This is a genomic window from Streptomyces sp. NPDC002133, from assembly GCF_040296405.1.
GTDB lineage: Bacteria > Actinomycetota > Actinomycetes > Streptomycetales > Streptomycetaceae > Streptomyces.
The window spans coordinates 38,831-58,392 of sequence record NZ_JBEOXF010000040.1 but is presented as its reverse complement, the minus strand read 5'-3'; the positions used below and the strand labels follow the sequence as shown (position 1 = coordinate 58,392).

Annotated in this window: 20 protein-coding genes and 1 pseudogene; 14 read left to right on the top strand and 7 right to left on the bottom strand. The window is 70.5% G+C overall.

What is annotated here, in order from left to right; translation table 11 throughout:
- Positions 1-74: 74 nt before the first annotated feature.
- Together ABT078_RS29420 and ABT078_RS29415 are read right to left on the bottom strand one after the other, a co-directional pair.
- The gene (locus tag ABT078_RS29420) at positions 75-659 is read right to left on the bottom strand and encodes a nicotinamidase (protein WP_351232932.1); all 585 of its coding nucleotides are present in this window, start codon (positions 657-659) and stop codon (positions 75-77) included.
- 148 nt (positions 660-807) lie between these two features.
- Positions 808-2,136 (bottom strand): nicotinate phosphoribosyltransferase, encoded by a 1,329-nt coding sequence (locus ABT078_RS29415; protein ID WP_351232972.1) that lies wholly within the window; start codon positions 2,134-2,136, stop codon positions 808-810.
- A 127-nt stretch (positions 2,137-2,263) separates the two neighbouring features.
- Between ABT078_RS29415 and clpS the strand changes: the two genes are divergently transcribed.
- The 3 genes from clpS to ABT078_RS29400 all read left to right on the top strand — a co-directional run bounded on the left by clpS (position 2,264) and on the right by ABT078_RS29400 (position 4,981).
- Positions 2,264-2,575: an ATP-dependent Clp protease adapter ClpS gene (gene clpS / locus ABT078_RS29410; RefSeq protein ID WP_351232930.1), complete on the top strand. Its 312-nt coding sequence runs from the start codon at positions 2,264-2,266 to the stop codon at positions 2,573-2,575.
- Entirely contained in the window at positions 2,575-3,165 is a 591-nt protein-coding gene (locus tag ABT078_RS29405) for a DUF2017 domain-containing protein (protein WP_351232928.1), read from the top strand. The genes clpS and ABT078_RS29405 overlap by 1 nt, the downstream gene beginning before the upstream one ends.
- Before the next feature lie 370 nt (positions 3,166-3,535).
- Entirely contained in the window at positions 3,536-4,981 is a 1,446-nt protein-coding gene (locus ABT078_RS29400; RefSeq protein ID WP_351232926.1) for an amino acid permease, read from the top strand.
- Between the two features lie 158 nt (positions 4,982-5,139).
- Here ABT078_RS29400 and ABT078_RS29395 read toward each other — a convergent pair whose 3' ends face one another.
- Together ABT078_RS29395 and ABT078_RS29390 are read right to left on the bottom strand one after the other, a co-directional pair.
- The gene (locus tag ABT078_RS29395; protein ID WP_351232924.1) at positions 5,140-5,826 is read right to left on the bottom strand and encodes an LmeA family phospholipid-binding protein; all 687 of its coding nucleotides are present in this window, start codon (positions 5,824-5,826) and stop codon (positions 5,140-5,142) included.
- Positions 5,823-8,159: an MMPL family transporter gene (locus ABT078_RS29390; protein ID WP_351232922.1), complete on the bottom strand. Its 2,337-nt coding sequence runs from the start codon at positions 8,157-8,159 to the stop codon at positions 5,823-5,825. The genes ABT078_RS29395 and ABT078_RS29390 overlap by 4 nt, the downstream gene beginning before the upstream one ends.
- A 73-nt stretch (positions 8,160-8,232) precedes the next feature.
- Between ABT078_RS29390 and ABT078_RS29385 the strand changes: the two genes are divergently transcribed.
- The 5 genes from ABT078_RS29385 (at position 8,233) to ABT078_RS29365 (ending at position 11,049) form a co-directional block, all read left to right on the top strand.
- A complete protein-coding gene (locus ABT078_RS29385) occupies positions 8,233-8,982 on the top strand; it encodes a TetR/AcrR family transcriptional regulator (RefSeq protein ID WP_351232920.1) in 750 nt (249 codons plus the stop codon).
- A gap of 58 nt (positions 8,983-9,040) precedes the next feature.
- Positions 9,041-9,463, top strand: coding sequence for a M67 family metallopeptidase (locus ABT078_RS29380; RefSeq protein WP_351232918.1), 423 nt, complete (start codon positions 9,041-9,043; stop codon positions 9,461-9,463).
- A 110-nt stretch (positions 9,464-9,573) separates the two neighbouring features.
- A complete protein-coding gene (locus tag ABT078_RS29375) occupies positions 9,574-9,699 on the top strand; it encodes a putative leader peptide (protein ID WP_351232916.1) in 126 nt (41 codons plus the stop codon).
- Positions 9,700-9,813: 114 nt separating this feature from the next.
- Complete coding sequence (locus ABT078_RS29370; protein ID WP_351232914.1) at positions 9,814-10,092, top strand: MoaD/ThiS family protein; 279 nt, start codon at positions 9,814-9,816, stop codon at positions 10,090-10,092.
- Positions 10,093-10,098: 6 nt separating this feature from the next.
- Positions 10,099-11,049: a PLP-dependent cysteine synthase family protein gene (locus ABT078_RS29365; RefSeq protein WP_351232912.1), complete on the top strand. Its 951-nt coding sequence runs from the start codon at positions 10,099-10,101 to the stop codon at positions 11,047-11,049.
- A gap of 228 nt (positions 11,050-11,277) precedes the next feature.
- On the opposite strand, the pseudogene ABT078_RS29360 reads toward ABT078_RS29365, so the two are convergent.
- Positions 11,278-11,771, bottom strand: a pseudogene (locus ABT078_RS29360) (type II toxin-antitoxin system PemK/MazF family toxin).
- Positions 11,772-12,022: 251 nt separating this feature from the next.
- On the opposite strand from ABT078_RS29360, the gene ABT078_RS29355 reads away from it, so the two are divergent.
- From ABT078_RS29355 to ABT078_RS29345, 3 genes are all read left to right on the top strand, one after another.
- Positions 12,023-12,775: an MBL fold metallo-hydrolase gene (locus ABT078_RS29355; protein WP_351232910.1), complete on the top strand. Its 753-nt coding sequence runs from the start codon at positions 12,023-12,025 to the stop codon at positions 12,773-12,775.
- Positions 12,776-12,864: 89 nt separating this feature from the next.
- Positions 12,865-14,394, top strand: a complete 1,530-nt coding sequence (locus ABT078_RS29350) for an APC family permease (RefSeq protein ID WP_351232908.1) — start codon at positions 12,865-12,867, stop codon at positions 14,392-14,394.
- Positions 14,395-14,413: 19 nt separating this feature from the next.
- Entirely contained in the window at positions 14,414-14,830 is a 417-nt protein-coding gene (locus tag ABT078_RS29345) for a universal stress protein (RefSeq protein WP_351232906.1), read from the top strand.
- Positions 14,831-14,888: 58 nt separating this feature from the next.
- On the opposite strand, the gene ABT078_RS29340 is transcribed toward ABT078_RS29345, so the two are convergent.
- Together ABT078_RS29340 and ABT078_RS29335 are read right to left on the bottom strand one after the other, a co-directional pair.
- Positions 14,889-16,163 carry a PTS transporter subunit EIIC gene (locus ABT078_RS29340; RefSeq protein ID WP_351232904.1) on the bottom strand — a complete coding sequence of 425 codons (1,275 nt, stop codon included), beginning with the start codon at positions 16,161-16,163 and terminating at the stop codon, positions 14,889-14,891.
- A 276-nt stretch (positions 16,164-16,439) separates the two neighbouring features.
- Positions 16,440-17,711 carry a PTS transporter subunit EIIC gene (locus ABT078_RS29335; protein ID WP_351232902.1) on the bottom strand — a complete coding sequence of 424 codons (1,272 nt, stop codon included), beginning with the start codon at positions 17,709-17,711 and terminating at the stop codon, positions 16,440-16,442.
- A 177-nt stretch (positions 17,712-17,888) separates the two neighbouring features.
- On the opposite strand from ABT078_RS29335, the gene ABT078_RS29330 reads away from it, so the two are divergent.
- From ABT078_RS29330 to ABT078_RS29320, 3 genes are all read left to right on the top strand, one after another.
- Positions 17,889-18,203 carry a PTS sugar transporter subunit IIB gene (locus ABT078_RS29330; protein ID WP_351232970.1) on the top strand — a complete coding sequence of 105 codons (315 nt, stop codon included), beginning with the start codon at positions 17,889-17,891 and terminating at the stop codon, positions 18,201-18,203.
- A gap of 78 nt (positions 18,204-18,281) precedes the next feature.
- Positions 18,282-19,019: a ribonuclease PH gene (gene rph, locus ABT078_RS29325; protein ID WP_351232900.1), complete on the top strand. Its 738-nt coding sequence runs from the start codon at positions 18,282-18,284 to the stop codon at positions 19,017-19,019.
- Between the two features lie 144 nt (positions 19,020-19,163).
- Positions 19,164-19,541 (top strand): hypothetical protein, encoded by a 378-nt coding sequence (locus ABT078_RS29320; protein ID WP_351232898.1) that lies wholly within the window; start codon positions 19,164-19,166, stop codon positions 19,539-19,541.
- Positions 19,542-19,562: the final 21 nt, after the last annotated feature.

Sequence of the window (19,562 nt, the reverse complement as noted above, 5' to 3'; positions counted from 1 at the left end):
GCCGCCGCGACAGGGATCCGGGGGCTTGCCGCCGGCTCGGAGGGACGGGCAGGGGCGGGTAGGGGGAAACGCGCCTACACCACCGGCTTGCCGGACAGCTCCACGCCCGCCGCCCGCAGCTCCTCCAGTGCCCGGTCCGTCGTGTCCTCGGCGACGCCCGCCGTCAGGTCGAGCAGCACGTGCGTGCGGAAGCCCTCGCGGGCCGCGTCCAGCGCCGTGGCCCGCACGCAGTGGTCCGTGGCGATGCCGACGACGTCGACCTCGGTCACATCGCGGGCGCGCAGCCACTCGGCCAGGGTGGAGCCGTTCTCGTCGCTCCCCTCGAAGCCGCTGTACGCCGCCGCGTGCGCGCCCTTGTCGAAGACCGCGTCGATCGCCCCGCTGGCGACCACCGGCGCGAAGTTCGGGTGGAAGCCCACACCCTCCGTCCCGGCCACACAGTGGGCGGGCCAGGTGCTCACGTAGTCGGGGTGCTCCGAGAAGTGGTCGCCCGGATCGATGTGGTGGTCACGGGTGGCCACCACGTGGCGGTAGCCGGGCTGGGCCTCACCGATGAGGTCGGTGATGGCGGCGGCGACATCCGCGCCCCCCGTCACCGCGAGGCTGCCCCCCTCGCAGAAGTCGTTCTGAACGTCCACGACGATCAATGCGCGGTGCATGGCGGGTGTCCTTCGGTGGTGGGGGAGGGAGGGGGAGGGTTCGGCGGCAATGTTCTGAGGGTAGAGACTCCAACCGCCTTGCGGGAGGGGGCATTTGCCTGCTAGTGGCGCTGTCGTTGTCTCTCGGGCCATCCGCTGTTCATGCGCCTCACATGTATTCCGTCGGGATCACCGGCTCGCCGCGCGACAGCTGGACCGCCGACAGCGGCAGCCGCTCGCGCGCCGCGATGTGCCGCTCGCGCGCCGTGTCCAGCGGCTCGCGGGCGACGATCTCGCCGCCCTTGACCAGTTCCACCAGCAGCTGCCGGTCCTCGAGCTCCTCCGGTACCGGGCCGGTGCCGAGCACCTCGGCCTCGGCGTCGCCCTGCTCGTCGACCCGGCGGGCGGCCCACTTGCGGCCCCCCACGGACAGTTTCCCGCCGGTCGACTTCTTCGCCACCGGGATCAGCGGGGCGTCCGGATCGGCCGAGGTCGCGCGGGCGACCAGCTTGTAGACCATGGAGCAGGTCGGCTGTCCGCTGCCGGTGACCAGCTGCGTGCCGACGCCGTACGCGTCCACGGGCGCAGCGGCGAGCGACGCGATCGCGTACTCGTCCAGGTCGGACGTGACGACGATCTTCGTATTGCGGGCTCCCAGCTCGTCCAGCTGGTGGCGTACCCGGTGGGCGACCAGCAGCAGGTCCCCGGAGTCGATCCGCACGGCCCCGAGCTCCGTCCCGGCGACCTCCACGGCGGTGCGGACGGCCTCGGCGACGTCGTACGTGTCGACGAGCAGGGTCGTCCCCCGTCCGAGTGAGTCCACCTGCGCACGGAACGCGTCCCGCTCGGTGTCGTGCAGAAGGGTGAAGGCGTGGGCGCTGGTGCCGACGGTCGGGATGCCGTAGCGGAAGCCGGCGGCGAGGTCGGAGGTGGAGTGGAAGCCCCCGATGTACGCCGCGCGCGCGGACGCGACGGCGGCGAGCTCGTGCGTGCGCCGGGCGCCCATCTCGATGAGCCGGCGCCCGCCCGCGGCGGACGACATACGGGAGGCGGCGGCCGCGATCGCCGAGTCGTGGTTGAGGATCGACAGGATCACGGTCTCCAGCAGGACGCACTCGGCGAAGGAGCCCTCGACCCGGAGGATCGGTGAGCCGGGGAAGTACGCCTCGCCCTCCGGGTAGCCCCAGATGTCGCCGTTGAAGCGGTAGCCGGACAGCCAGTCGAGCGTGGGCCCGTCGATGATCCGCTGGTCACGGAGGAAGCCGAGAACGCCCTCGTCGAAGCGGAAGTTCTCGACGGCGTCCAGGACGCGCCCGGTGCCCGCCACCACGCCGTAGCGGCGGCCGTCGGGCAGCCGGCGGGTGAAGACCTCGAACACCGAACGGCGGTCGGCCGTCCCTGCCCTCAGCGCCGCCTGGAGCATCGTGAACTCGTACTGGTCGGTGAAGAGCGCGGTCGACGGCACGTCCACCGGCAGTCCCAGATCCGCAACGTTCACAACGGTCAACCTCGCACTCTCGTCGTTGCAGCCATGCAATGGATGCTACCCCCAATTTCGTCAGAGTGACGAGATGTCCCCGATCCGGCCCGGGCCGTTTGTGCGACAGGCCCCCTCGGATGGCAGCATGGGTGGAGTGACTGCGCCCGTAGAGATCGAACGTCCCCAGTCGGCCGAGGAGACCTTCGCCGTACCCGAGCCCGATGTCCCCTGGGTGACAATCGTCCACAACGATCCGGTCAATCTGATGAGCTACGTCACGTATGTTTTCCAGGCCTACTTCGGCTACCCCAAGGACAAGGCCCACAAGCTGATGCTCGACGTCCACCACAAGGGCCGCGCCGTCGTCTCCAGCGGCAGTCGCGAGGAGATGGAGCGCGACGTGCAGGCGATGCACGGTTACGGACTGTGGGCGACGCTCTCCCAGGACCGCGTGTGATGGCCGGACACTTCGAGGCGCTGCCCGGCGGCGGCGCCGCTGTCGCGCTCGACGAGGTCGAGATCTCCATCCTGCGCTCGCTGGCCGTGCAGCTGCTCGAGCTCATCGGCCCCGGTGACGAGCCCGCCAAGGGCGAGGACCCGCTCGCCTCGCTCTTCACGCAGGGCCCGAGCGAGCCGCCGTCCGACCCGGCGCTGGCGCGCCTCTTCCCGGATGCGTACGGCGGACCCGAGGGGGAGGAGGACGACGAACTCCGCGAGTTCTCCGCCGAGTTCAGGCGTTACACGGAGAACGATCTGCGCGCCCGCAAGCGCGACGACGCCCTCGTCGTCGTCCGCAATCTCGACGCGCTCACCGCGACGGGAGAGGGCGGCGCCGTCCTCAAGCTGACCGCCGACGACTCCCTGCACTGGCTGGGCGCCCTCAACGACCTGCGGCTGACCATCGGCACCCGTCTCGAGGTCGCCGACGAGGACGAGGGCGGTGACCTGTACCGGCTGCCGGACTCCGATCCGCGCAAGCCGATGGTCATGGCCTACCTCTGGCTCGGGGCGCTCCAGGAGACGCTCGTCGAGACGCTGATGTCGTGACACCCGGGGTGTCCGTGGCGCCGTGGCCCCGGCACCGCAGAGTCATCGCCGCGTACCCGTCCCGCACGATCATGTTCGCTCAGCGGACGCTCAATTCCGGATAACGATCCCATCACTCGATTACCCCACTTCGCCACCTCTTGGGGTATTTGTCCGCTTTTTCCTATGTGGTGCGCCACATCCGCCCTCGTCGATCATCGTTGCGGCCGTGATAAATCTTCACGACCGCCCGGGGACGCCACCCATGTCCCCGGGGGCGCTTCGACCGGCTGACCGCCGGTAGCACTCAATCCATATCCGGGGGGATCAGGACCTGGTCCGCAGCCGTACGCAGACGGCGCGGGTCGGCATGGAGAAAGGCGCTTCACCAATGACCTCAGTGCGGGTCGACAAGCATGACGGCAATGAGGCCGCGGAAACGTCCAGCGAGGGTTACGAGCGAGGCCTAGGACCTCGCCAGGTCCAGATGATCGCCATCGGCGGCGCCATCGGCGTGGGCCTGTTCCTGGGAGCCGGCGCGAACATCGCGAAGGCCGGACCCAGCCTCATTCTCATGTACGCCCTCGCAGGCGTGGTGATCTTCTTCATCATGCGGGCGCTCGGCGAACTGCTTCTGTACCGCCCGGTCTCGGGCTCCTTCGCGGAGTACTCCCGCGAGTTCCTCGGCCCGTTCTTCGGGTACGTCACCGGCTGGACGTACTGGCTGATGTGGATCGTGACCGGCATGGCGGAACTCACCGCCGCGGCGATCTACATCAACTACTGGTTCCCCTCGGTCCCGCAGTGGGTCACGGCCCTGGTCTTCCTGGTCGTCCTCTACATCGCCAACCTGATCTCGGTGAAGCTCTTCGGCGAGATCGAGTTCTGGTTCTCGATGGTCAAGGTGACCGCGCTCGTCGGCATGATCGTCATCGGCCTCGGCGTGCTGACCTTCGGCTTCAGTGCCGCCGGTGACACCGCCCAGGTCTCCAATCTGTGGGCCTTCGACGGCTTCTTCCCCAAGGGCATCGGCTCCAGCCTCATGACCCTGCAGGGCGTCATGTTCGCGTACCTCGCCGTCGAGCTGGTCGGCGTCACCGCCGGCGAGTCCGAGAACCCCGAGAAGACCCTCCCCAAGGCCATCAACTCGCTGCCCTGGCGGATCGCCCTCTTCTACGTCGGTGCCCTCACGGTCATCCTGTGCGTGGTCAAGTGGACCGAGTTCGCCCCCGGCGTGAGCCCCTTCGTCGCCGCCTTCGCCAAGATCGGCATCCCGGCCGGCGCGGCCATCGTCAACTTCGTCGTCCTCACCGCGGCCCTGTCGTCCTGCAACTCCGGGATGTACTCCACCGGCCGCATGCTGCGCGACCTGGCCTCCAACGGCGAGGCCCCGAAGGCGCTGGGCAAGCTGGCCGCCAGCAAGACCCCGGCGATCGGCATCACCGTCTCCGTCGCGCTCATGGGTATCGGCGTGCTGCTGAACTACATCGTCCCGGAGAAGGCGTTCGGCTACGTCACCTCGGTGGCCACCGCGGCCGGTATCTGGACCTGGATGATGATCCTGATCAGCCACATCCGCTACCGCCGCGCGGTCGAGGCCGGCCGGCTGCCCGCCTCCTCGTTCCCGGCCCCCGGTGGCACGGTCTGCAGCTGGATCGCCCTGGCCTTCCTGGTCTTCGTGACCGGTCTGATCGCGTACGACAAGGACTCCCGCATCAGCCTCTACGTGGGCGCGGGTTGGGCCATTGCCCTGGCGATCGGCTGGTTCGTCATCAAGGGCAACAAGCCCCAGGCCGCCGACGCGCCGGCCCGCGAGTACGCGGACATCGCCAAGTAGCCGCCGAGCAAGCGGCGCGCTCGCTCGTAACGTCATCGGGTCATGCCGGGCCACCTCGCCCGGCATGACCCGATGCGTGTGTCCGGGCCCGGATGTCCGGCCGCCGGATGTCCGGCTCCGGGCACGCCCCTCCGGAGACGCCCTCCCGGAGACAGCGGCTATGCCGGCCGGACGTCGTCCGCGCGGGCGTGAAGCGTCACGCCCGCATCGCCGACCGAGACGGCGGTCGGTGCCAGCCCGGCAGGCAGCTCCGGTACGGTCCGCTCCCGGCCGGCGAAGGCCCCGGCGATACGAGGGCCGGCCGGGTCGACCGCACGGCCCGCGAACGACGCGGCGACGGGCACCACGGTGAGGGTGCGGCCGGCCAGCCGCAGTTCGGCGACGACGGTCAGCGGCAGGCCGAGGTACTCACGGTCGATGCGCAGGCGCCCGTTCCCGTCCGAGGAGAGCGAGGCGCCCTCACCGAGACCGGCCCCGAAGGAGCCGAAGGGAGCGGTGAACCGTGCTTCGGCGGAAGCGGCCGTGTACGCACCGGACCGTTCGGCGACTTCATGCAGCTCCACCGACGCCTGCACGGGCAGCCCTTCCCCGGTGACGGCGTCGGCCCGTACCACCACCCGGGGAAGCGTTCCCTCCGAGGCGCTCAACAGGAACGGGAAGGCGTCGATGCTCACCCGCGGCGTGCCGACCACGGCTCTCTGCCGCCCGGCGATCCGGTCGGCCAGCCGCTTCTCGGCGACGGCGGCGGCGATCCGGTCGGCGACCGGCAGCGCGGCGAGCAGGGCACCCAGCGCGAGCGACGTCCACAACAGCCGCGTGCGGCTTCGGGTCAGGACCCGGGTCATGACGTGCTCCCGGTGGCCGCCAGGGGTGTGCCGCCGGCCTCGGAAGCGGCAGCTGCCGGGTCGTGGCCGTCGTCCTCGACGGCCATGTGCGGCAGCAGCCGGTCCAGCCAGTGGGGCAGCCACCAGTTGGCGCGGCCGAGCAGGACCATCGTGGACGGGACGAGAACGCCGCGGACGACCGTGGCGTCCAGCGCGACGGCCGTGGCCAGACCGATGCCGAACATCTTCACCACGGGGTCGTCGGACAGCAGATAGCCGAGGAAGACACTGACCATGATCAGTGCGGCAGAGGTGATGATCCGGCCGGTCGCGGCGAGCCCGGCGATCACGGCCCGCCGGTTGTCCGCATGGCGCAGATGGGCCGCGCGGACGGCGCTGAGCAGGAAGACCTCGTAGTCCATGGAGAGGCCGAAGAGCACGGCGAACATGAGCAGGGGGACGTAGCCGGGGATCGGCACGGGACCTTCGAGCCCGATCAGGGACGCGCCCCAGCCCCACTGGAAGACCGCGGTGAGCACACCGTAGGAAGCGGCGACGGAGACCAGATTCATCAGGGCGGCCTTCACCGCGACGACCGGGGAGCGGAAGGCCGCCAGCAGAAGCAGCGCCGCGACGGCGAGGACGAAGCCGACGACCAGCGGCATCCGCCGGGCCAGGCGTTCGTTCAGATCGGCCTGGGCGGCCGTGACGCCGCCCACGTGGGTCACCTGGCCGGTGCCCGCGGTGGCCTCGGGCAGGGTCGCGTCCCTCAGCCGGTGCACGAGTTCGGCGGTGGCCGGGTCGCCGGGCGCGGTGGTGGGAGTGACCTGCCAGCGCACGGTTGTGCCGTCCGCTGCCGTCTGCGCGGACCCGACGGCCGCGACGCCACGGGTCGCGCGCAGGGCGGCGGTGACGTCCGTGATCCGGGCGTCGCCCGGGCCGGATGCCGGGGTGGGCAGCGTGGACACGATCTGCAGGGGGCCGTTGGCGCCGGGGCCGAAGGCGTCGGCCAGCCGGTCGTACGCGGTGCGGCTCGCGGTTCCGGCAGCCTTGTCACCCGCGTCGAGCTGCCCGAACGTCAACCGTGCGGCGGGGGCGGCGAGCACACCGGTCAGGGCGAGAGCGGCCAGCAGACAGCGCCACGGCCGCGAGGCGACGAACCCGGCGATACGGCCCCAGCCGCGAGGCCGGTTCTGGCTGCCGGGCCGGTCCTGGCCCGCTCCGGCGAGCGCCGCAGCGGACGGCTCGCCGCCCGAGGTGTCCGCTGCGCGCGCCCTGGGCGTGAGCCGCTTCCCGAGCAGCGAGAGCGCGGCGGGCAGCAGGGTGAGCGTCGCGGCCATGGCGACCAGTACGGCGATGCCCGGCGCGAGCGCCAGTGCGTGCAGCAGGGGCAGACCGCCCAGCGCGAGCCCCGTGAGCGCGGCGATCACCGCGCTGCCCGCGAACACCACGGCCTTGCCGGAGCCGGCCATGGTGCGCGCCGCCGCGTCCTCGACCCCCACCCCGGCCGCCCGCAGCTCACGGAACCGGGTCAGACAGAAGAGCGTGTAGTCGATGCCCACGCCGAGGCCGATCATCGCCGCGATCGTGGTGCCCGAGGACGGCATGTCCATCAGATGGCCCGCCAGGCCGATCGCACACAGGGAGACGGCCAGGCCGATCGTCCCCGTGAGCAGCGGGACCCCGGCCGCGACCAGGCTGCCGAAGCCCAGGGCGAGGACGACGAAGGCGGCGGCGAGCCCGATGATCTCGCTGTGGCCGGTGGTGCCCTTGTCCGCGGCGGCGGCGAGATCGCCGCCGGGGGTCACCTCGATACCGGCCGTGGTCGCCGGAGCGGCCGCGTCGGTGATGCTCCTGGTGGTGCCTGGCGTGATGTCCCGGCCGGTGACGTCGAGTTCGACCACGAGCCGGGCGGTGCGGCCGTCGGCACTGAGGGCGCCACGGCCCGCCGGTCCGTAGGGCGTGGTGACGGCGACGACATGATCCACGTCCTCGACGGCGCGCGCGGCCTCCTCGACCACCGCCCGTTGCGCGGCGGCGGTGAGGGGAGCGGCGCCCGGCGGTGCGTACAGGACGACGGGCTGCCGGCCGGATGCCGCGTCGGAGAAGGCCCGGGCCGCGTCCCGGGCCGCCTGGCTGTCGCTGCCCGGGATGGTCACGGCCTCGGTGGTGACCCTTCCGAACGCCCCTACGGCGCCGGCCAGGGCGATGAGCAGCAACAGCCAGGCGGCCACGGTCCGTCTGGGTCTGCGGGCGCACCAGCGCCCTACGGACTGGAGCATCAGGAAGCCGTCCCTCTCGTGCGCGGCGGGCGCGCGCAGTCGTCCGCCAGGGGCATCCCGGCGGAAAGTCATTGCACTCGGCGTGCAATCCGCACGGTTGCATCGGGAGTGCAACAATGTCAACGCAGGGATGGGAGGACCCGACGTGAAGCAGTCGCACCCGCAGGCGCCGGATGGTGCCCGGAGCGCCGCTCGTGAACAGCGCGACGGCGCCCGGGAGCGGGCGCGCCGCGGTGCGCCCGACGGCCGCACCGAGCGCGGGCGGCAGACCCGCGAGAAGATCGCCGATGCGATGCTCTCGCTGCTGGACGAGGGGGAGACGCAGTTCCCCGCGGACCGGGTCGCCGAGCGCGCCGGGGTGTCGCGGCGCCTGGTGTTCCATCACTTCGCCGACATGGCCCAGCTCCAGGACACCGCGATCGCCCGGCGACTGGACCAGCTCGCAGCGCAGATCAAGCCGCTGCCGACGGACGGGCCGCGGCAGGCGCGGGTGGCGGCGCTCGCCGAGCAGCGAGCCCGGATCCTGGAGTGGATCACTCCGGCGCGGCTGACGATGATGCGCCTGGAGAACCCCTCCGAGCGCGTCGAGGAGGCCACTCGGCAGGTCATGGACTTCGCCCGCCGGAGGCTGACCGAGGTCTTCGCCGTGGAGCTCGGCCGGCTGCCCGGTGAGCGCGGGGCCGACCTGCTCAACGGGCTGGACGCGGTGACCACATGGGGTGCCTGGCACCACTGGCGCAGCAGCGGTCTCGACCCGGAGGCCGCTCGCCGCGCGATGGAGACCGCGGTGCACGCGCTGCTGGCCGTCACCGACCGGCCGGAGAGCGTCACCGACCTGCCGGAGACCCGCCCCGACGGGCCGGAGACCCGCCCCGACCCCGGGCCGCGGGCGTGATCTCACTCATCGGTCCCCGGATCTCAGATCGGGGTGCCGTCCGCCTATTCTCGTCACCATGCTGACCATCACCCAGGCCCTGTACGACCGGATCGTCGCCCACGCCCGTGAGGACCACCCCGACGAGGCGTGCGGCGTGGTCGCGGGACCGGTGGGCGAGGGGCGGCCCGAGCGCTTCGTCCCGATGCTCAACGCCGCGCGCTCGCCCACGTTCTACGAGTTCGACTCGGCGGATCTGCTCAAGCTCTACCGCGAGATGGACGACCGTGACGAGGAGCCGGTGATCATCTACCACTCCCACACGGCGACCGAGGCGTACCCCTCGCGCACCGACATCTCGTACGCCAACGAGCCCGGCGCGCACTACGTCCTGGTGTCCACGGCGGACACGGACGACGCGGGACCGTTCCAGTTCCGGTCGTTCCGGATCGTCGAGGGCGAGGTCACCGAGGAGGACGTCAAGGTCGTCGAGGCGTACTGAGGCGTACCGAGCCGCACGGAAGGGGCACGGCGTCCGTCTGGCGAACAGATCACGTCCGCGATTCGAGATCACATTCCGGGAGCCGGACCGGGAATCGTTACGATGAGCGCATGGTTTCGAACGACGTGAGCGAGAAGACGCCGGGCATGCCGCTGCTCGTGGCGCGGCTGCACGTCGACCTGTGCCGCCTCGCCAGCGCCATGTGTACGTGCTGCGCGGACCGCCGTCCGGTCTGAGCCACGGCCCCAGCGCACCATCCCCTGCACCGACCCCCCGCGCGGGGGCTGAGCCGCGCGCCCCTTACGTCACTCACGTAAGGCACTTACGTCCTCCCGACAGGAGCCCACGCCATGGCCATCGAGGTCCGCATCCCGACCATCCTCCGCACCTACACCGACGGCGCCAAGACCGTCGAGGGCAGCGGGGACACCCTCGCCGACCTCTTCGCCGACCTCGAGAGCCGGCACGCGGGCATCCAGGCGCGCATCGTCGACGGCGACCAGCTGCGCCGCTTCGTGAACGTCTACCTGAACGACGAGGACGTCCGCTTCCTGGACGGCATCTCCACCAAGCTCAGTGACGGCGACAACGTCACGATCCTGCCGGCCGTGGCCGGCGGCATGGTCTGATCCCGGATGCGCTACGACTCCCCGCTCGCAGCGGTCGGCAACACACCGCTGGTCCGCCTGCCCCGGCTGTCCCTCTCGGAGGACGTCCGCATCTGGGCCAAGCTGGAGGACCGCAACCCGACCGGCTCGGTCAAGGACCGCCCCGCGCTCCACATGATCGAGCAGGCGGAGAAGGACGGCCGGCTCACACCCGGCTGCACGATCCTGGAGCCGACCAGCGGAAACACCGGTATCTCGCTCGCGATGGCGGCGAAGCTCAAGGGCTACCGCATCGTCTGCGTGATGCCCGAGAACACGAGTGAGGAGCGCCGCCAGCTCCTCGCGATGTGGGGCGCCGAGATCATCTCCAGCCCCGCGGCGGGCGGCTCCAACACGGCGGTGCGCGTCGCCAAGGAGATCGCCGGGCAGAACCCGTCCTGGGTGATGCTCTACCAGTACGGAAACCCGGACAACGCGGGCGCCCACTACGCCACGACCGGCCCGGAGATCCTCGCCGACCTGCCGTCCGTCACCCACTTCGTGGCGGGCCTCGGTACGACGGGCACCCTCATGGGCGTGGGCCGCTTCCTGCGTGAGCACAAGCCCGACGTGAAGATCGTCGCCGCCGAGCCGCGGTACGACGACCTGGTCTACGGTCTGCGCAACCTCGACGAGGGCTTCGTCCCCGAGCTGTACGACGCCTCCGTCCTCACCACCCGCTTCTCGGTCGGCTCCGCCGACGCGGTCACCCGCACCCGCGAGCTCCTCCAGCAGGAGGGGATCTTCGCGGGCGTCTCCACGGGCGCGGCGCTGCACGCGGCGATCGGCGTCGGCAAGAAGGCGCTGAAGGCGGGCGAGTCCGCGGACATCGTCTTCGTCGTCGCCGACGGCGGCTGGAAGTACCTCTCTACCGGCGTCTACACGGCCCCCACCACCGAGGCGGCGATCGAAACCCTCCAGGGCCAGCTCTGGGCCTGACCGCCGTGCGCGATGTGCCCCCGGTACCGCGGGCGCGCCCCGGGTGGTGTCCGTCCTCGGTGCCGGACGGGTAGGGAGCGCCCCGGTACCGGTAGTGAGGGGCGGCCGGAGTGTCCGTCCTCCAGTACCGGACGGGCTGAGAACGTGCCCGGCACCGAGAGGCGCGGGACCGGTGGCCCGGGGGAGGGGAAGAGCTTGCCGCGGGCGCCCGGGGCCTCGACCGTCGCCTCACCGCGACAGGTGTCGCACCTGGTCCCACAGGAGCGGGTCCACCACACCCACCCGCCGGCGGAAGTCGCGCACCCTGACCTCCCGCAGCTCGTCCGTCTCCAGGAAACTCGGGCGCCCGTGCGTGTTCCCCACCGCCCCCGGCGGCAACGCGATCACACCGGGACGCTCGTCGTGGTACTTGCTGGTGATCTTGGCGACGCGGGCCGACCCGCCGTGGACGCGGAGGACGAGGCAGGGCCGGTCCTTGGAGCCGGGCCCGTCCTCGTAGGGGACGTCCGCCCACCAGATCTCGCCCGGCTCCCGGCCGGGCGGCCGGGAGCCGGACGACCCGGAGCCGGGCGCCGGCCATGGGGCCGCCCCGGGCCCCGGCCCCGCTCCTCGCGCCCGCGCGGCCTCCCGGACGGCCGGCCCGAAGGCCGCCCCCGCCCCACCGCGGCCACCAGCGCGATCACCACCACCGCGCCGAGCGCGAGCCACCAGGACGTGTCCATACCCCGACCGTACCCGGGGCGCATCTTCTGCCACCCGCCCCCCACACGCCCCGTCCGAGCTCGCACACACCCGCCGTACCTCGCCCTATCCGGTGACAGGGCAGGTGAGTTCCCCCACAACGAGCTGCCGCGAAGGAGCGGGCGACCCTTTCGCGCCTTACGCTCGACAAACCGCACGAGGCTCTTCCGCGCTGCCCTCAGCCCTCCCCGTTTCCCGTCCACGGACGACCGTCCACGGAGGTCCAAGCTCAATGAAGCTCACCGTCGTCGGCTGCTCGGGGTCGTTCCCGTCTGCGGAATCGGCCTGCTCGAGCTACCTCGTAGAGGCCGACGGCTTCCGGCTGCTCCTCGACATGGGCAACGGCGCCCTCGGCGAGCTGCAGCGCCACATCGGTCTCTACGACCTCGACGCCATCTTTCTCAGTCATCTGCATGCGGACCACTGCATCGACATGTGCGGGTACTTCGTGGCCCGCTACTACCGCCACGACGGCGGCCGCTGCGAGCCCCTCCCGGTCTACGCGCCGGAGGGCGCCGAGCAGCGCCTCACCACCGCCTACGCGGACACCCCCTCCGACAAGTCGATGAGCGAGGTGTTCGACTTCCACACGCTCAAGCCGGGCGCCTTCGAGATCGGCCCCTTCTCCATCCGTACGGAGAAGGTCGCGCACCCTGTGGACACCTTCGGCATCCGCATCGAGCACGGCGGGAAGTCGCTCACGTACTCCGGCGACACGGGCGTCTGCGACGCGCTCGTCGACCTCGCCGACGGCACCGACCTCTTCCTCTGCGAGGCCGCTTTCACCGACGGCAAGGAGGACATCCCCGACCTCCACCTCAACGGCCGGGAGGCCGGGGCGCACGCCGCCAGCGCCGGGGTGCGCCGTCTCCTCCTCACACACATCCCGCCCTGGACGGACGCCGAGCGCAACCTGGCGGACGCCCGCGCGGTGTACGACGGCCCGGTCGAGCTGGCGGTGGCGGGAGCGGTCTACGAGATCTGACGGCTGGGACTCCTCTCCCCAGGCCACGGACGCCTCGCCCCGGTAAGATCGCTCAAAGCCGGACACATCGTCCTGATCTGCGAGGAGATATGGCCGATGACGTCGCGGACACGCGCCCGCCCCCGCCCAGTGCGCACAGCCACGAGGAGGGGCCGGGGGAGCTGAAGCACAACGCGATCGGCTTCGTCGACGCGCTCGTCATCGGTATCAACTCCACCTCGCCCGCCTACTCCCTGGCCGCGGTCATCGGCCCGGTCGTGGCGCTGGTGAGCATCTACGCCCCCGGCGTGGTCCTCACGTCCTTCGTGCCGATGCTGCTGATCGCGTCGGCCTTCTTCCATCTCAACAGGGTGGACCAGGACTGCGGTACGACCTTCTCCTGGGTCACCCGGGCCATGGGGCCCTGGCTCGGGTGGCTCGGCGGCTGGGCGATCATGATGACCGGGGTGCTGGTGGTCGGCTCGCTCGCCGACGTCGCCGTCGGCTTCGGACTGCTCACCGTCGGCCTCGACAACTGGGCGGCGAACGATCTCGTCCGTCAGTCGCTCACCGTGGCCGTCATCCTCGTGATGACGGCCATCTGCGTCATCGGCACCGAGGCGTCCGCCCACGTCCAGAACGTCCTCATCCTGGCGCAGATCGCCAGTCTGCTGGCCTTCGCCGTCGTGGCGATCTACCGCGTCTACACGGGCACGGGCACGCTGGACCCGATCAGACCCGAGATCACCTGGCTCGACCCGTTCGGGGCCGGCGGCGCGGCGCTGACCGGGGGCTTGCTCCTGGCCGTGTTCATGTACTGGGGCTGGGAGTCCGCGGTCAATCTGACCGAGGAGGTCAAGCACTCCGAGAGCGCCCCTGGCCGGGCCGGTGTCTGGTCGACGGTCGTGCTGCTCGTGACGTACTTGTCCGTCACCTTCGCGGTCGTCGCCTACGCGGGACCGACCTACCTGGCCGAGAACGCCGACGAGGAGGAGTTCGTCTTCGCCATGCTCGCCGGTCAGGTGATGGGCGGCTGGGACTGGGTCGTGCTGTTCGCGGTCTCGACATCCGCGCTCGCCTCGACGCAGACGACGATCATCCCTGCGTCGCGCACGGCCCTGTCGATGGCCCGGCGGCACGCGCTGCCGTCGGTGTTCGCCCGCATCCACCCGCGGTTCCGCACACCGCATGTGAGTACGTGGGGCGTCGCCGTCGTCGCCATCGCCTGGTACCTCCTTGTCAGCCGGATCAGCGAGAACGCGCTCCTCGACTCCCTCACGGCGCTGTCGCTGCTCATCGCCTTCTACTACGCGCTCACCGGCGTCGCCTGCGCCGTCTACTACCGCCGCCATCTCACCGAGAGCGTCCGCAGCTTTCTGCTGATCGGAGCGGGCCCGCTGATCGGCGCCGGGCTGCTCGCCTGGCTGCTCGTCGTGTCGGTGGGCGACATGTCCGATCCCGCGAACTCCGCGGGCGGCGTCTCGTGGTTCGGCGTCGGCCCGCCGCTCGTCATCGGCATCGTCGTCATCGCCGTGGGCCTGGTCATCATGGTCGCGCGCCGCCTGTCGACCGGTGAGTTCTGGCGTGAGCGTCCCGGTGTGTGCGACCCCGACGCCGTACACGGCAGGAAGCCGTCCTGAATCCCGAAGGAGGCCTGGGATGTCCGTGGTCCTCGGATACGACGAGTCCCCGGGCGCCGCACGGGCGCTGGACGTCGCCATCGAGGTGTCGGCGGCCTTCGGCGAGCCCCTCGTGCTGGTCTTCGGCGCCGCGGCCCCGGGAGCGGCGGGCGAGGAGTACCGGGCACACCACGAGGCCGTCCGCGAGGCGGGCCGGTGCGCGCTGACCCACGCCGTCGAGGCCGCCGGCGAGGCGGGCGTACCGACGGCCGTCGAAGTCCTGGACGAGCGCCCGGCGCAGGCACTGCTGGACGCGGCGGCCCGTCACGACGCGCGGTTGATCATTGTCGGCAGCTACGGCGAGAGCCCGATGCGCGGCGCCCTGCTGGGCTCGACCACGCACAAGCTGCTGCATCTGTCGACGGTGCCGGTGCTGTGCGTACCGGCGGCGGAATGACCGGAGCCCCCGGCCTCCACAGGGAGGGCGGGGGCTCCGACGTGCTTGCCCGGCCGGGCTACTTGGCCTCGGCCTTCTCCATCTCGGCCAGCTCCTCGTCGGACTCACGGCCCGGCGTCGGCAGGTTGAACTTGGTGATCGCGAAGCGGAAGACCACGTAGTAGACCGCCGCGAACGCCAGACCGATCGGGATGATCAGCCAGGGGTTCGTCGCCTGGTTCAGGCCCAGGCCGAAGTCGATCAGACCCGCGGAGAACGTGAAGCCCGCGTGGACACCGAGGGCCCAGGTGATCGCCATGGAGAGGGCGGTCAGGACGGCGTGGATCACGTACAGCAGCGGCGCGATGAACATGAACGAGAACTCGATCGGCTCGGTCACACCGGTGACGAACGAGGTCAGCGCGAGCGAGACCATCATGCCGGTGACGGCCTTGCGGCGCTCCGGACGTGCCGTGTGCGCGATGGCGAGCGCGGCGGCCGGGAGGCCGAACATCATGATCGGGAAGAAGCCCGTCATGAACAGACCGGCGCTCGGGTCACCCGCGAAGAAGCGGTGCAGGTCGCCGTGGACGACCTCGCCGGCCGCGTTCGTGAAGTCGCCGATCTGGAACCAGGCGACGGTGTTCACGAACTGGTGCATGCCGATCGGGATCAGCGCGCGGTTGATGAGGCCGAAGATTCCGGCGCCCGCGGCCCCCAGGCCGGTCATCCACTCGCCGAAGTCGGAGATGACGTCACCGATCGGCTCCCACACGAGGCCGAAGAAGACACCCATGATCACGCCGACGAACGCCATGATGATCGGGACGAGCCGGCGGCCGTTGAAGAAGCCGAGCCAGTCCACCAGCTTGGTGCGGTGGTACTTCTGCCACAGGACCGCGGAGAGCAGACCCATGATGATGCCGCCGAGGACCCCCGGGTTGTTGTACGTCGCGGCGACGTCGACACCCTTGTTCGCGGTGGTGTTGACCACGGCTTCGGTGACCGGGAACGCGGTGAGGACGTTCTTGTAGACCAAGAAGCCGACGAGGGCCGCGAGTGCGGTGGAACCGTCCGACTTCTTGGCGAAGCCGATGGCGACACCTATGCAGAAGAGCAGCGGCAGGTTGGCGAAGACGGCGTCACCGGCGGTGGCGAACACCGAGGCGACCTTGTCCCAGCCGAGGCCGTCGGCACCGAACACATCCGGTTGGCCGAGGCGCAGCAGGATGCCCGCCGCCGGCAGCACGGCGATGGGCAGCTGCAGACTCCGGCCGACCTTCTGCAGGCCCTGGAACAGGCCGGAGCCCCATTTCTTGGCGGGCGTCGCCGTGGTGGCGGTGGCCGTGGACACAACTTCCTCCAGTGGGCAAGGCGCCGCCCTGGACCAGGGGAAAGAGGGGGACGGCGGCGTCTCAGGGGGGAACGCGGTGGTTGGTTCGGACCGCGTGGTCTACACCATTGAGAGGTGTAGACCTGTTGTAGCACGTGAGGCTGAGATAAGGAACCTGCGCATTCCGTGGCCTGGGTCATAAGCTGACAATGCCGACAAAGGCCCTCGGGTCACGGGATCCGAGGGCCTGTCGATCGCCGTCTCCCTGTCCCTGGCCGGGGAGAGGAGACGGCGCACCTACGGCTTGGTGGCGTCCTTCTCCAGCTCCTCCTGGACCTCCTCCGGTTCCCGCCCGGGGGTCGGGATGTCGAACGCCGTGATGGCGACACGGAAGAGCACGTAGTAGACGACCGCGAAGCAGGCGCCGATGGGAATGATCAACCACGGCTTCGTGTCCAGGTGCCAGTAGACGAGGTAGTCGATGAGTCCTGCCGAGAAGCCGAAGCCGGCGTGGACGCCGAGCGCCCAGGTGATCGCCATCGAGGCGCCCGTGAGCAGGGCGTGGAGCCCGTACAGCAGCGGCGCCACGAACATGAAGGAGAACTCCAGCGGCTCGGTCACGCCGGTCACGAACGACGTCAGCGCCGCCGAGAGCATCAGGCCCCCCACGCGCCTGCGGTGCTCGGGGCGGGCGCAGTGCGTGATGGCGAGCGCGGCGGCCGGGAGGGCGAACATCATGATCGGGAAGAAGCCGGACGTGAACTGGCCCGCGGACGGGTCCCCGTTGAGGAAGCGGTTGACGTCGCCCTGGACGACAGTGCCACCGGGTGTCGTGTACTCGCCCACCTGGAACCAGAAGAAGACGTTCAGGAACTGGTGCATCCCGATGGGAATCAGCAGCCGGTTCGCAACGCCGAAGATTCCCGAGCCCCAGGCGCCGAGGCCGATCAGCTGTTCGCCGAACGCGTTGAGCGCGTCCCCGACCGGCTGCCACAGCAGCCCGAACACCACACCCAGCGCGCAGCACACGAACGCCATGATGATCGGCACGAGGCGGCGGCCGTTGAAGAAGCCGAGCCAGTCGACGAGTTTGGTGCGGTGGTAGCGCTGCCAGATCGTGGCCGTCAGCAGGCCGATCAGAATGCCGCCGAGCACCCCGGGGTTCTGCGGAATGCCGTCCGGCGTCTTCTCGGTCACCGAGCCGGCGATCGGAAACGCCTTGAGGACGTTGAAGTAGACGAGGAAGCCGGCGACGGCGGCGAGCGCGGTCGAGCCGTCCGCCTTCTTCGCGAACCCGATGGCGACACCGATGCAGAAGAGCAGCGGAAGGCCGAGGGCGGGATCGAGGATGCCGAGGCCCGCCTTGAGCAGGACGTTCGACGTCCTGTCCCAGAACGCCCCGTGCAGATACGCCTCGAAGAGCCGGCCCAGGCCGATGAGCAGGCCCGCCGCCGGGAGGACGGCAACGGGCAGTTGCAGGCTCCGGCCGATCTTCTGGAGCCCGGGGAGGAGCCCGCTCCACCACTTCCGCTCCGGGGGTGCGGGCGCGGCGGCGCTCTCGGCACTCATCGGCGTCCTCCCGGGAACAAGCGACTCCTGGCGGCCGTTGCACACTGGTGTAGACCAGTTGCGATAGGCTCCCCCGGGCCCGACCGCAGGCAGGGCGCCGGTGATCATCATCATTCGATACGGGGCCGCAACTCGCCCGTGAAGTTGGGCCAACCGTGAGTTACCGTGACAAAACGGATGAGCGGCCGATGGTCCCCGGCCGTTGCATCTTCCGGGGGCACCCCACGGACCCCGGCCCGAAGACTTAGGGAGAAACACATGGCCAGCAAGGCTGAGAAGATCGTCGCCGGGCTCGGCGGTATCGACAACATCGAAGAGGTCGAGGGCTGCATCACCCGCCTCCGCACCGAGGTCGTGGACCCGAGCAAGGTCGACGAAGCCGCGCTGAAGGCCGCCGGCGCCCACGGCGTCGTGAAGATGGGCACCGCGATCCAGGTCGTCATCGGCACCGACGCCGACCCCATCGCCGCCGACATCGAAGACATGATGTGAGCTCCCTCCCCGCTCACCCGTGAGGGGCCCGTTCCACACCGGACCGGGCCCCCATCTCCGGCCGGATAGGCTCTTTGCATGTCTCGAATCGACGGCCGCACCCCCGAACAGCTCCGCCCGGTCACCATCGAACGCGGATGGAGCAAGCACGCCGAGGGCTCCGTCCTCGTCTCCTTCGGCGACACCCGCGTCTTCTGCACCGCCTCCGTGACCGAAGGCGTGCCGCGCTGGCGCAAGGGCAGCGGCGAAGGCTGGGTCACCGCCGAGTACTCGATGCTGCCGCGCTCGACCAACACCCGCGGCGACCGCGAGTCCGTACGCGGCAAGATCGGCGGCCGTACGCACGAGATCTCCCGCCTCATCGGCCGCTCCCTGCGCGCCGTCATCGACTACAAGGCACTCGGCGAGAACACGATCGTCCTCGACTGCGACGTCCTCCAGGCCGACGGCGGCACCCGCACCGCCGCCATCACCGGCGCGTACGTCGCCCTCGCCGACGCCGTCACCTGGGCGCAGGCCAAGAAGCTCGTCAAGGCCGGCCGCAAGCCGCTCACCGGCACCGTCGCCGCCGTCTCCGTCGGCATCGTCGACGGCACGCCGCTCCTCGACCTCTGCTACGAGGAGGACGTGCGCGCCGAGACCGACATGAACGTCGTCTGCACCGGCGACGGTCGCTTCGTCGAGGTCCAGGGCACCGCCGAGGCCGAGCCCTTCGACCGCAAGGAGCTCAACGCCCTGCTCGACCTGGCCACCGGCGGCTGTGCCGACCTCGCCGCGCTCCAGACCGAGGCACTCGCCCGCACCCTCGAAAAGTGAGGAAGCGGCGAAGGTGAAGAAGCAACCAGGGACGCCACTGCCGGCGTCTCTGACGACACGGGCGTGCGGGCCGAACCGTACTCCCCCTACGCCCTGCGGCGTGGGGGACCCCCACGTCCGCAAACCCCGGGGAGGGACCGTTCCATGCGCAGCCGTCGTATCGCACTCGCCGTCGTCACCGCTCTCGCGCTCACCGGGGCCGTCGGCTGCAGCGCCGTCGACAAGGCCCTGGACTGCGTCAGGACCGCCGACGCCATAGCCACCAGCGTCGACAAGCTCTCCCGGGCCGTCTCCACGGCAGCCGACGACCCGACGCAGCTGACCGAGGCCCTCGACGAGATCGACAGGGAGCTCGTCAACCTCAAGGACACGACCGACAACGCGGATCTGTCCCAGGCCGTCGACGACCTCACCAAGGGCGTCGACAACGTCCGTACGGCCGTCGAGAACGGCGACGCCACCCCCGACATCGCGCCGGTGACCGACGCCGCCGCCGAGATCGGCAAGGTCTGCACCTCGTAACCCCGGTGGATCGCCCGTAGA